This window comes from Clostridium cavendishii DSM 21758, from assembly GCF_900141845.1.
In the GTDB taxonomy this organism is placed as follows: domain Bacteria; phylum Bacillota; class Clostridia; order Clostridiales; family Clostridiaceae; genus Clostridium_AG; species Clostridium_AG cavendishii.
This window is the reverse complement of record NZ_FQZB01000004.1, coordinates 159,536-171,285: the sequence shown is the minus strand read 5'-3', so window position 1 is coordinate 171,285 and position 11,750 is coordinate 159,536. Positions and strand designations below refer to the sequence as shown.

Below are 11,750 nucleotides of genomic sequence, written 5' to 3'. Positions count from 1 at the left end.
TCAAATAGTAAAATTAAAATTTGGATTTTTACTTATAGTTGGGAGGTAATTATGTTAAACAATGAAAATATTGGGACTATGGATATAAATATATTATTAAGCATTGTTAATATGAAGCTTAGGGATAATTATCCTTCTATTGAAGCTTTATGTTATGATATGGATATAAGTGAAGGAACTTTAATCAATAGGTTAAATGAAGATAAATACATATATCAAAAAAGTAATAATCAATTTATAAAAAAATAGCAATAAAAAAGGCTAGCATTTTTAGGAGGAATTTTGGACATGAACGTAAAAGAGCCATATTTATTAGTTTTCGGAGCATCAGTTGTAGATATTTTTGGATTTAGTAGTGCAAACTATAGACCATATAACTCTACACCAGGAAAGGTTAAAATGTCATTTGGAGGAGTTTGTAGAAATATTGCTGAAAATATGGCAAGAGTAGGCGTAAATACACAATTTATATCTATATTAGGAGATGATGAAACCGGGAAGAATATGTTAGAGCATGGAGCTGAAATTGGTTATGATATGACTAATTCTATGATAATAAAAGGAAAATCAACACCTACATATTTAGCTATATTAGACGAAAGAGGTGAAATGGTTTCGGCTATAGCTGATATGAGTAGTATAGATGCTATGACTACAGAATTTGTAGATTCTAAGAAAGAGCTTATAGAAAATGCAGAATATACTTTTTTAGATGCAGATAATCCTGTTATTATGGAGTATTTACTTACTAATTTTAGACACAAAACAAATTTTGTTTTAGATCCTGTTTCTGCAGAAAAGGCTAGTTGGGTTAAACATTTAATAAAATATTTTCATACAATAAAGCCTAATAGACATGAAGCGGAGATACTTGCAGGTTTCCCAATACAAGATGATGATGATTTAAAAAAGGCTTGTGAATATTTTATAGGATTAGGAGTTAAAAAGGTATTTATATCTTTAGATGAGGATGGAATATTTTACTACGATGGAAAAGAATGTGGTAAGACTAAAGCTAAAAATGTAACAGTGAAAAATGTTACAGGTGCAGGAGATTCTTTTGTTGCAGGTCTTGGATATGGATATATGAATGAACTTAGTATTGAAGATACAGTTAAATTTGCTATAACTATGTCTAACATAACTATTTCGCATGAAGAAACTATACATCCTAGTATGAGTTTAAAGTTTGTAGAAGAGAGTATGGGCAATTTTGAGTGGATATCTAAAAAGATATTATAAAATTTATGTTAATTTATTGAAGTATCATTTTAATATATTAAATTTTTTACTATAATTAAATTATGGAAAGGAGTGAATTTTATGAAGGTGAAAAAAGGAAAATTGGCATTATTAGTATTAGCATCTACAGCATTAGTTGTATCATTAATTGAAGATAAGAAAAAGAAAAAGAACTCCGAAAAATAGGGTTAAGATAGATTGATATTAAAATTGATTTACTAAAGGATTTATGTGGAGGGACTATTTTGAATAATGAGAGTAAAAAAGTAATGGCATTAATTTTTATAATTATAGTTCTTACAGGAGTTTTATGGGAAACAAAAGGCGATAGTCGTTATATTATAATAGAAAGTATTCTTATCTTGATTGTGATGTGTTTATATATTTTAAAGTTATACAATGAAAAGAAAATGTTAAAAAATTCAAATGATAAGTTGTTAGAACAAAATAATAAATTCATACAAACTATTGATGGTATAGGAGATACTCTAGTATATTGTGATAAAGCCAATGGCAATTTTGATATAAGTTATAATGTTAGAGAATTACTTGATATAGATGAAAACGACAATTTAAATATGACTTGTTGTGAAGATTGGTTTAAATATGTAATAGAAGATGATAGAGTTAAATTAGAAAAATATTTTTATAAATTTTGTAATGATAAAGAAGGAACCTTATTTGAAGATAATCACAGAATAACTACTAATAAAGGTGAAATAAAATGGATTAGGCTTAAAGTTAATGCTAGAAGAGATGAGTTTGGTAAGGTTACTAGTATATCAGGAAGTTTATATGATATAACAGAAAAAAAAATGAATGAAGATAAAATATTATATATGAGTTATTTCGATGGAATTACTGGTTTATATAATAGAAATTATTTTAAAAAACATGCAAAAAAATTTATAAAGAAAAATAAGGGGAAAAAAGCAGCATTAATATTTATAGATATTGACAATTTTAAATATGTAAATGATTCTTATGGGCATGATTACGGTGATGAACTTCTAAAGAAGATAGCAACAAGTTTTGAAAAAATGATAAATAAAGATAAAGATATGCTTTGTAGATTTGGTGGAGATGAGTTTGTAATATTTATAAAGGATTTTGATGATATATCGGAGATTCATGCTGTAGCGAAAAACCTTATAAATATATTTAATAGACCTATTAAGATAAAAGAAAAATCAATTTATAGTTCAGCAAGTATAGGTGTAACACTTTTTCCTACAGATGCAGATAATTATGATATGCTTTTAAAACAAGCTGATGCAGCTATGTATAAGGCGAAAGGAAATGGAAAAAGTAGATATCAGTTTTTTAATGATGAAATTTCAGAGGAGCTTGCTAGAAATTACAGTTTAGAAAAGGGATTAAGAGACGCTTTAGAGGATGATGAACTTTATGTTCAGTTTCAACCTAAGGTAGTGTTAGAAGACGGGAAAATAAGTGGATTTGAAGCCTTAATTAGATGGAATAGTAAGGAACTTGGGTTTGTAAGTCCATCAGAATTTATTCCAGTGGCCGAAAATACAAGATTAATAGTTCCTATAGGTAGATTTGTTATAGAGGAAGTATTAAAAAAATGTAAAGAATTAATTGAAATTGGATATTCTGATTTTAAAATAGCGTTAAATCTTTCTGAGATACAATTAAGAGATGGTAATATAGTAGAAGATTTTAGAATTTTGTTAGATAAATATGAAGTAGACCCTAGTTTTATTGAGGTAGAAATTACAGAAAGTATACTTATGAAGTCATTTGATGAAAATATAAAAACATTGCTTAAAGTTAAAGAATTAGGTATGAGTGTAGCTTTAGATGATTTTGGAACAGGGTATTCTTCACTTAATTATTTGACTAAATTACCTATAGATGTTTTAAAGATAGATAGAAGCTTTGTTACTGAGATAGGTGATAATGCTAAAGGTAAATGTATAGTTGAAAATATAATACAACTTTCGCATAAGCTTGGGATACAAGTTGTAGCTGAAGGAGTAGAAATAAGAGAACAAGTAGATTATTTGAAAGATATGCTATGTGATTTTGTACAAGGGTATTATTATAGTAAACCTCAAAATTTCGATATAATATTAAACCTTATGGAAAAAGGATATATAGAAGGTTAGTACATATAAAGTGAATTGTTATTGTGTTAAACAATTCACTTTTTATTTGATATTATTTAAAAAATAAAATGAATTATTGACAAAAAGATAAAATGAATGTATAATAAAGTAAATTAATAAAGAAATCCAGTGATGAGGAATAGTAATTATGAAGTTAGCTTTAAGAGAGCTTGGGATGGTGTGATCCAAGTAGTTTTAATTAATAATGAATGGACCTTCTAGGAGTAAATCGAAATCCAAAGGGAGAGTAGTGGTTATCGTAAGTCCTACGTTATAAGGAATAGGGTATGTTAGTACCTGAAAGAATTAAGAGGCATATTTTATATATGCAAATTAGGTGGCACCACGGATAATATCTCCGTCCTATTAGTTTAGGACGGAGTTTTTTTATTTGGTGAAAAATTATAAACTTAAGGGGGTGATAGTAATGCCATGAAATATAAGTTCTTTTATAAGAAATAAAATGGTAAAATTTATTAATTTAAAGGGAGAGATTATATATGAATACAAAGAAAATGATATTAAATGCTATACTTTTAGCTATAGGGGCATTACTACATCAAATAACACCAAGTTTTGGAGGAATGCAACCTGATTTTGCTTTAGCTATGTTATTTATAATTATAATAATGAATAAAGATTACAAGACAACATTAATAGCTGCTGTAATAACAGGAGTATTTACAGCTCTTACAACAAAGACTCCAGGTGGGCAACTACCTAATGTTATAGACAAACTAATAACAGCGAATATTATTTATTTTATATTAATACCTTTAAGAAATAAGCTTAATAATAATTTAAAGATGGGGATAGTATTACTATTAGGTACAATAATAAGTGGTACAGTATTTTTAGAAGCACTAGCGATTCTAGCAGGATTACCAGCGCCTTTCAAGGTATTATTTATAGGAATAGTATTACCAGCGGCACTTATAAATCTAATAGCTGGTTTAGTTTTATATAAATCGGTAACCTTAGCACTTAAACGAAGTAATATAAAAGCATAAGTCAAAATAATATGAATAAGGGAACTTTAAAAAGTTCCCTTATTCATTAACAATATAACTAACTAAGAATTAATTTTATTCATACTTAAATTTTACTATGATTTCTTTAATTTCGCCTTTAGAATTTTTTCTTATTTTAAAGTCTTTTATATCAGTAAAATCATTTTCTAGCTGATAATTTAATTCATTAATTGTAGCTTTAGCCTTTTTAGTCAAATCATTATCTTCTATTACTACAAATCTTTCTTTTTTAGTTGTTATTTCATTTTGAACATCATCAACAACAACAAAATATTTATCGCCTTCTTCAATTACTAAATATTCTTTTCCTAAAGTGATTGATGAACAAAGGTTATTGTTTATACATTTAACTAACATAGTATACCCCCTATAATAAATTTATTAAGTTCAATATACCATAATATTTAAAAAAGTAGAATTGCTTTATAACCTTAAAAGCGTATTTTGTGAACTATTACAAAATAGAGTTGAAAATCTGTATATATTATACATTGAATAGTTAGAATATTCAAAAAGTAACCACTGAATAAGAAAATCATATAATATTTAAAGAAATAATTTGTTTGGAGATTTAATAGTGAAAAGGGGAGACTTAAGTTTAATTTATAAAAAGAATAAACTTCCGGGAAATTCAATATATCTAAAGAAAAATAGGTTTTTTGTAGAAATTAATGAATTTATAAAGCTTATAAATGGTAAATGTGATATATTTGGAAGAAAAATATATATAAATTTAAAAAAACAGCAAATCATAGTTTTAGATTTAGATTATATGCGATGGGAACCTAAAAATGAGAAAATATATATTTCCCTTTTTGATATTGTAGACGCTTTAGAATTGATAACTATTTGGAATTATGAACAAAATATAATACAATTAAAGGATTTAAAAAAGAAGAATACTTATAAACATACTAGCAAAGGAAAGGAAAAAGCATTAGTTAGGCTTGAAGATTATACAGTAGGAGATGAATATGATACAGAAGAAGCTATATTTAAGGCAATGGCAGTTTTTGATTATCTATATGATAACAATATTCCATTTTCGATAGCATGGATATGTAGGTTTATAGATCCTAGTAAAGGAATAGATAGAGATTTTTTAAAAGAAGATAATACAAAATTAGCACATTTTATTTATTCATTAGATTATGCAGTTTCTAGAGGTGCTACTATAGGATTACACGGATATACACATCAAAGCAAAGATGAAATGTCTGGAGATGGAACTGAATTTAGTGAAGAGATAAATACAGAAAGGGAGGATATTCTGCCTAGGATTGAAGCCGCTGTTAATACAGCTAAGGAAATGGATATACCAATAGGATTTTTTGAATCACCACATTATGCAAGTACAAATTTTCAGCAAAGTGTATATGAAGAATATTTTGATTATATATATGAACCTTATGTAGGTATATGGGGAGATAAGGTTACCTTAAGTCCAAGAAATAATAAAACTCTTTATATACCAACACCTTTAGGTTACTTAGAAGATGAAAACATTGATGATATGCTTGATAAAATAAGAGATAATGATGATTCGATTTTAAAAAGCTTTTTTTATCATACTTTTAAAGAAAATAAATTTATAAAAATTATTAATTCAGATAATTTAATAGAAATAGAGTACAATGAAAATTCATATCTAAAACAGATAATAAATGAAATATTTAACGAAGATGGTTATTTTACAAAGATTAATAAATTAGAAGCAGGTGATTAAAGTATTAATATAATAATAAAGTTACAATGATTATTATTACCTTATCACAATAATAGAACACACCATATGAAAGAACTGCATAATATGTATATATATATGTTGAAGAAACATTATAAAGGAGGAGAACTTAGGTATGTATGTAGCGAATGGTTCTACTATAAGTGGTGATGCAGGGCATAATTGTTATCCAGATAGTGGTGCAGTTGGGATAAGAGTAGAAGATAATTGTACAAGAGATGTTTGGAAGGCTATAGAAGCTAAACTAAAGGATTTAGGTTATGGAGTAGTTGATTGTACTCCATGGGGAGAGAGTTTTAATACTGTAGGAGAGTCTTTATCATATAGGGTTAGACAAGCAAATAATAGTGATTCAAGTTTACATTTATGTATTCACTTTAATGTAGGCGGAGGAAAAGGTGTAGAATGTTGGATAAGTGATTATGGTGGAAGAGCTGAAAAATTTGCAAGTCAAATATGTGATGAAATTTCAAATCTTGGCTATTATAATAGAGGTGTAAAAGTTGGAAATCTTTATGTTCCTAAATATACAAATATGTCTTGTGTTTTAGTCGAATGTTCATTTTTAGATTCATCTGAGGATATGAATAGATATAATGTTAACGATTTTGCAAATGCAATAATAAAAGCTATTACAGGAAATTCATCAGGTGCAACAGGTGGAGGAGACTCAAGTGGTTCTGGAGATAATTCTGGAAATGTTGATAATAATTATTCACCTAATGCTATAGTTAGATATGATTGGCTATACACAAGGGATGCAAATGGAAATATAGAAGAAGGTCATAGAGTTGATATAGGGGATAAGATAGAAGTTTTGGATGTAGGGTATACTAAACAATTAGACTATATAATTTATCCAACTCCTTGGGGAGTTAGAAGAGCTTATGTAACCAATGGTGAATGGATTGGTTATCTAAATGAAAATAATGGGAAAATGAATGTGGATGCCGATGGATATGACTCTCCTAATGGTTCAGTTATAGGAAGTATATATGCAGGAGAATTAGTAACAACACTTCAGGAATCAGGAGATTGGGTTAATATAGTTTATTCTACTAATAAAGGAAATAACACTAAATCAGCCTGGGTTAGAAAATCACAAGTTAAATACTAAAAAATAATTGAGAATTAAAAGTAAGGATTAGAAAGTTATATATTATATAACTTATACTTCTTAACTATTAATTCTCAATTTTTATAATTGAATTACAGCGTAAGAAAATTATAAAAATATTTTTAAATAATGAATATTGAGTTTATAGTATTCTTCTCTTATAGGGGTATCTAATTTATTATAACTATGTTGAGATATTAATGGTATTCCTTCATCTGTAAATTTAGTTATTATAGAAGAATGGAAGACATGATTGTTTAAGTCAGCAAAGAATATTAAATCACCTAAAACCAGTTTAGAAATATCTTTTATTTCTTTTGCTTTTACACCATAGCCATTAATTTCACCATTGCTTTTTAAGAACCAATAAAGTGAATGAGCAACAGTCCAGTTTAAAGATGCACTATAAAATGGATGATGATTTAGTTTTTTATAAAACCATGGATATGGAGAATATAGAAGAGGACAACCACCAGCATAAAGGCATTGAGATATAAAATTTGCACAATCATCACCAATATCATCTTTTTTAGGATTTATAAAATGGTACTCTTTATTTGGAGTAAGTGCATATTTTTTTGCGTAAGCTACAGCTAAATTATTATTATATTTCACTTAATACACCACCTAAAATTTTATGAAAATAAAATTAAAAAGAATAAAGCCCTCCTAAATAAATATTATAATAATATTTATTTAGGAGTGGCTTTTTAAATTACTTTTTTTTACGAACTCTATAAAGTTCTGGTGTAGATTCATCAATTACTTTAAATTTGTATCCATTATCTTTATAATATTTTAATATATCAGGAAGAGCCTTAGCTGTATTTTTATTTACATAGCCACAATGCATTAAAACTATTGCCATATCTTTTTTACTTTTAGCTCTTTGTGCTATCCTGCCTGGATCAAGTCTAGGATTCATACCGTCAGTACTATCAACATTCCAATCATAAATTTTAAGATTTTTTTCATGCAGTTTATCTACCATAGTGCTTGTAAGCTTATAAGTGTTGTTGTTACAACCAAATGGAAATCTTAGAATATTAGGCTTACAACCTGTAGCACTTTCTATTGCATTTTGAGCTTGTAACATTTCATCAATAAAACTTTCAGAGTTTCTATAAATTTTATTTTGTTCATGTGTAAAGGTATGTAAGCCTATTGAATGACCTTCTTTAAACATTCGTTTTAGAAGTTCTTCTTGACCTTTTACCATATTACCTATTACAAAAAAAGTAGCTTTAGCATCATATTCTTTTAATGTATCTAATATCTGAGAAGTCACTTTTCCTCCTGGTCCGTCATCAAAGGTTATGTAAACTATTTTTTCAACACATTTACTATCTTCGGTACTGTCTTCAGTAGCAAAAGTTTTTGTGTTTGGAATATATATTATAGATATAGCAAGCACTAAAAAATAAACTAAAAATTTTTTGATCTTCATAATCTATCCCTCCAATTCTTTGTACTAATTTATTATTAGCAAAAATAAGTTTATTATTAGTGGTTTTTACAGTAAATAAATATATGATAATATCTAAAAAGTAGTGTATAATTTAACGTATAAAACTTATGAAAGGTTTGTGATATTTAAACAAAAAGTTAATTTTATAATTTTCAAAAGATTTTAATAAGTTTACGTGATATAATTTGTAAAAAAGAAAAGGAATGAATTTTATGAAAGAAGCAATATATAGAATAGGAAGTATAGTTTTAATTGTTGGAATTATATGTCTTATAGGATGGGTAGCAATAAGTGTATTACCATTTATTTTAGCTATAGTTGTAGTAATATGGATAATCAGACAATTTAAAAAGAGAAATATATCAAATCAAAATAGTACAGATTTTTATAATAATCAAACTCAAAAACCAGAAACTATAAATAGACATAATAATATTAGCGAAGTTATAGATGTAGATTATGAAGAAGTAGATAAATAATATAAAGTTTTAACTTCCTTAAGGAGGAAGAGTTGTGAATTTTAGAAAGCTTAGCATTTTCTATGAAACAGCTTTGAATTTAAATATGACTAAGGTTGCAAAAAAATTATATATAAGCCAGCCATCTATAAGTCAAGCTATTTCAGAAATAGAGCAAGAACTGAATGTTAAATTATTTGATAGAATAAATAAAAGATTGTATTTAACACATGAGGGTGAAATATATTTAAATTATGCTAGAAGAATATTAAATCTTCAGCAGGAAGCAATAGAGGCTATAGAAAGTATAAATAAAGGTGAAAAAGGCAAGATTGTAATAGGTGCCAGTACAACTATAGGAGCGTATATTTTACCGAATTTTATAAGAAAGTTTAGTGAAGAATATAGAGGCATAGAGATATCTATTATAATAGAAAATACTAAACATATAGAAGGATTGCTTTTAGAAAATAAAATAGATTTTGCTTTTGTAGAAGGACAAGTATATTCAAATGAAATAGTAAAAGAAACTATTTGGAAGGATGATCTTATATTTATTGCTAGTAGTGACAATAAGATTAATAAAATAAAAGAACCTGATTTAAAGATAATTGAAGATTATAAAATAATTATGAGAGAAGAAGGCAGTGGAACTAGAGATATAGTTGAGGTTTATCTAAACAGTAATAACATAAATTATAATATTGCTATGCAAATAGGACATAGTGAGGCTATAGCTAGTATAGTTGAAGCTGGTATAGGACTTGGTTGCATATCCTATAAGTGTGTAGAAGAAAAAATAAAAAATGGAACATTAAAAAAAGTAAATTTTAAAAATTTTAATTTGAGAAGAGATTTATATTTGGTAAAGCATAAGGATAAATTATTAAATCCAAATATGCTTACGTTTATAGATGAAATTAAGAAAGTAAGAATTTAAAAAAAGATACAGTTTGTATTTAGAATGCAGACTGTATCTTTTTTATTTTAGCATTATAAAGGGGAGTTGTAGAAATTATATAAAGCTCTAAAATATTTTCTAATTAAGTACATAAGTAAATATACAAAAAAAGTGGGCTAAGCTACCAAGTAGAATGAATATATGAAATATTTCATGGAAACCTAAATGCTTGAAGGTTAAAAATTTAGGTTTTGCGCCATAGATAATGCCACCTATAGTATAAAGAATTCCACCACCAATAAGCCAAGATACTCCAACAAATGAGATAGAAGTATAAAGTGGGTATATTACAAAGACAGCCATCCAACCCATACCTATATAAAGTGCAGTTGAAATCCATCTAGGACATTTAAACCAAATCATTTTAAATAAAACTCCGCCTAAGGTTAAGGCAGCAATTGCAGTTGTAAATATTATTCTGGTAGTACCATCTAGCGCTAACAAGCAAAATGGCATGTAGCTACCACCTATTAAAATGAAAATCATAGAATGATCTAGCCTTCTTAAAAAAGATAGTATTTTATCAGAGGCTTTTGCTAAATGGTAGGTAGCAGAAGCTGTATAAAGAAGAATTAAGCTAACACCAAAAATTATTACTGATGTAAGAGCTAGGGCAAAATTATTTGAAATCAAGGGGGAAGAGTTTACCTTTACTATCATCGCTATTAAGCCAACTATTGATAATAATGCTCCGAAAAGATGAGTAAAACCGTTTATTGGTTCTCTGAAGAATTTTTCCATATATATATACCTCCTTAAAACTTGTACTACGATACATAGTTTTCAAAACTATGTTTTGTTATATTTAAATTATGCATTTAATATAAAATAAAGTCAATAGCTAAAAAATGAAGATTTAGATAAAATTTATTTATAAATATAAGAATATCTTGATTTTTCTTCAAAATACTATTAATATTAACGTAGGGACAACAACAAGTAGTTTTAAAAACTATGTAATGGAGGATTACTATGGATATTAAAAATTTGGACATTTTTATTGATGAATTAAAACTAGACGAAAATATAACTTTAAGTGAAATACCAGAAATTGATTTATATATGGATCAGGTGATACAGTTATTTGAAAATAAGCTTTCTTCATCGAAGAGAGGTGATGAGGATAAAATACTTACTAAAACAATGATAAATAATTATGCAAAAGGCAAACTTTTAATGCCGATAAAAAATAAAAAATATACAAAAGAACATATTATATTAATGAGTTTAATTTATAATTTAAAAGGAGCATTATCTATAACGGATATAAAAACACTTTTAAGCGGAGTTATAGAAAACTATGAAAATGCTGAGGAAAAAGATATAAATCTTAATAAGATATATAAAATGTATTTAGCTAGTTCTTCAAATAATACAGAAGTATTTAAAGAAAATATAAAAAATGAAATAAATATTATAGAAGATAAGTTTAAAAGTAGTGATGAAATTTTTGGAGAGTATGAAAAGAATCTTTTGTTAGTATGCTCTCTTATAAATATGTCTAATATGTATAGAAAGGTAGCAGAAAAAATAATAGACAATGGAATTAAGTTTTAGATTAGGTGAAATTATATCCAATTTACTTTGATAAAATAGA

Annotated in this window: 13 protein-coding genes and 1 other annotated feature; of the genes, 9 read left to right on the top strand and 4 right to left on the bottom strand. The window is 26.7% G+C overall.

All coding sequences use genetic code 11. The features are described 5' to 3' along the window. The first annotated feature begins 51 nt into the window (after positions 1-51). The 4 genes from BUB01_RS02815 to BUB01_RS02800 all read left to right on the top strand — a co-directional run bounded on the left by BUB01_RS02815 (position 52) and on the right by BUB01_RS02800 (position 4,384). The gene (locus BUB01_RS02815; RefSeq protein WP_072985094.1) at positions 52-249 is read left to right on the top strand and encodes a DUF4250 domain-containing protein; all 198 of its coding nucleotides are present in this window, start codon (positions 52-54) and stop codon (positions 247-249) included. A 39-nt stretch (positions 250-288) separates the two neighbouring features. Beyond that, on the top strand, positions 289-1,242 hold the full coding sequence (locus tag BUB01_RS02810; protein ID WP_072985092.1) for a carbohydrate kinase family protein: 954 nt from the start codon (positions 289-291) through the stop codon (positions 1,240-1,242). 245 nt (positions 1,243-1,487) lie between these two features. Beyond that, positions 1,488-3,374, top strand: coding sequence for a sensor domain-containing protein (locus BUB01_RS02805; protein WP_084108226.1), 1,887 nt, complete (start codon positions 1,488-1,490; stop codon positions 3,372-3,374). Between the two features lie 120 nt (positions 3,375-3,494). Then, positions 3,495-3,743, top strand: a binding site (T-box leader). Between the two features lie 131 nt (positions 3,744-3,874). Further along, positions 3,875-4,384 carry a tryptophan transporter gene (locus BUB01_RS02800; RefSeq protein WP_072985090.1) on the top strand — a complete coding sequence of 170 codons (510 nt, stop codon included), beginning with the start codon at positions 3,875-3,877 and terminating at the stop codon, positions 4,382-4,384. A gap of 75 nt (positions 4,385-4,459) precedes the next feature. Here BUB01_RS02800 and BUB01_RS02795 read toward each other — a convergent pair whose 3' ends face one another. Beyond that, the gene (locus BUB01_RS02795; RefSeq protein WP_072985087.1) at positions 4,460-4,762 is read right to left on the bottom strand and encodes a hypothetical protein; all 303 of its coding nucleotides are present in this window, start codon (positions 4,760-4,762) and stop codon (positions 4,460-4,462) included. A 220-nt stretch (positions 4,763-4,982) separates the two neighbouring features. On the opposite strand from BUB01_RS02795, the gene BUB01_RS02790 reads away from it, so the two are divergent. Continuing rightward, entirely contained in the window at positions 4,983-6,131 is a 1,149-nt protein-coding gene (locus BUB01_RS02790) for a DUF2334 domain-containing protein (RefSeq protein WP_084108212.1), read from the top strand. A gap of 133 nt (positions 6,132-6,264) precedes the next feature. Beyond that, positions 6,265-7,266, top strand: a complete 1,002-nt coding sequence (locus BUB01_RS02785) for an N-acetylmuramoyl-L-alanine amidase (RefSeq protein ID WP_072985083.1) — start codon at positions 6,265-6,267, stop codon at positions 7,264-7,266. A gap of 108 nt (positions 7,267-7,374) precedes the next feature. Here the strand turns inward: BUB01_RS02785 and BUB01_RS02780 are convergent, their stop codons facing one another. Continuing rightward, the gene (locus BUB01_RS02780) at positions 7,375-7,881 is read right to left on the bottom strand and encodes an amidase domain-containing protein (RefSeq protein ID WP_072985081.1); all 507 of its coding nucleotides are present in this window, start codon (positions 7,879-7,881) and stop codon (positions 7,375-7,377) included. Positions 7,882-7,981: 100 nt separating this feature from the next. After that, positions 7,982-8,713 carry a polysaccharide deacetylase family protein gene (locus tag BUB01_RS02775; RefSeq protein WP_072985079.1) on the bottom strand — a complete coding sequence of 244 codons (732 nt, stop codon included), beginning with the start codon at positions 8,711-8,713 and terminating at the stop codon, positions 7,982-7,984. Positions 8,714-8,946: 233 nt separating this feature from the next. Between BUB01_RS02775 and BUB01_RS02770 the strand changes: the two genes are divergently transcribed. Both BUB01_RS02770 and BUB01_RS02765 read left to right on the top strand, forming a co-directional pair. Beyond that, positions 8,947-9,213 carry a hypothetical protein gene (locus tag BUB01_RS02770; RefSeq protein ID WP_072985077.1) on the top strand — a complete coding sequence of 89 codons (267 nt, stop codon included), beginning with the start codon at positions 8,947-8,949 and terminating at the stop codon, positions 9,211-9,213. 34 nt (positions 9,214-9,247) lie between these two features. Further along, complete coding sequence (locus BUB01_RS02765) at positions 9,248-10,132, top strand: LysR family transcriptional regulator (protein WP_072985075.1); 885 nt, start codon at positions 9,248-9,250, stop codon at positions 10,130-10,132. Between the two features lie 99 nt (positions 10,133-10,231). On the opposite strand, the gene trhA is transcribed toward BUB01_RS02765, so the two are convergent. Then, positions 10,232-10,894 carry a PAQR family membrane homeostasis protein TrhA gene (gene trhA, locus BUB01_RS02760; protein ID WP_072985074.1) on the bottom strand — a complete coding sequence of 221 codons (663 nt, stop codon included), beginning with the start codon at positions 10,892-10,894 and terminating at the stop codon, positions 10,232-10,234. Between the two features lie 231 nt (positions 10,895-11,125). Here trhA and BUB01_RS02755 point away from each other — a divergent pair, with 231 nt between their 5' ends. Next, positions 11,126-11,710 (top strand): DUF1836 domain-containing protein, encoded by a 585-nt coding sequence (locus tag BUB01_RS02755; RefSeq protein WP_072985072.1) that lies wholly within the window; start codon positions 11,126-11,128, stop codon positions 11,708-11,710. Positions 11,711-11,750 lie beyond the last annotated feature (40 nt).

Bases quoted from the DNA above. Each gene is read 5' to 3' on its own strand.
- BUB01_RS02815 (WP_072985094.1), top strand. From the start codon at position 52: ATGTTAAACAATGAAAATATTGGGACTATGGATATAAATATATTATTA.
- BUB01_RS02810 (WP_072985092.1), top strand. From the start codon at position 289: ATGAACGTAAAAGAGCCATATTTATTAGTTTTCGGAGCATCAGTTGTA.
- BUB01_RS02800 (WP_072985090.1), top strand. From the start codon at position 3,875: ATGAATACAAAGAAAATGATATTAAATGCTATACTTTTAGCTATAGGG.
- BUB01_RS02795 (WP_072985087.1), bottom strand. From the start codon at position 4,762: ATGTTAGTTAAATGTATAAACAATAACCTTTGTTCATCAATCACTTTA.
- BUB01_RS02785 (WP_072985083.1), top strand. From the start codon at position 6,265: ATGTATGTAGCGAATGGTTCTACTATAAGTGGTGATGCAGGGCATAAT.
- BUB01_RS02775 (WP_072985079.1), bottom strand. From the start codon at position 8,713: ATGAAGATCAAAAAATTTTTAGTTTATTTTTTAGTGCTTGCTATATCT.
- BUB01_RS02770 (WP_072985077.1), top strand. From the start codon at position 8,947: ATGAAAGAAGCAATATATAGAATAGGAAGTATAGTTTTAATTGTTGGA.
- trhA (WP_072985074.1), bottom strand. From the start codon at position 10,894: ATGGAAAAATTCTTCAGAGAACCAATAAACGGTTTTACTCATCTTTTC.
- BUB01_RS02755 (WP_072985072.1), top strand. From the start codon at position 11,126: ATGGATATTAAAAATTTGGACATTTTTATTGATGAATTAAAACTAGAC.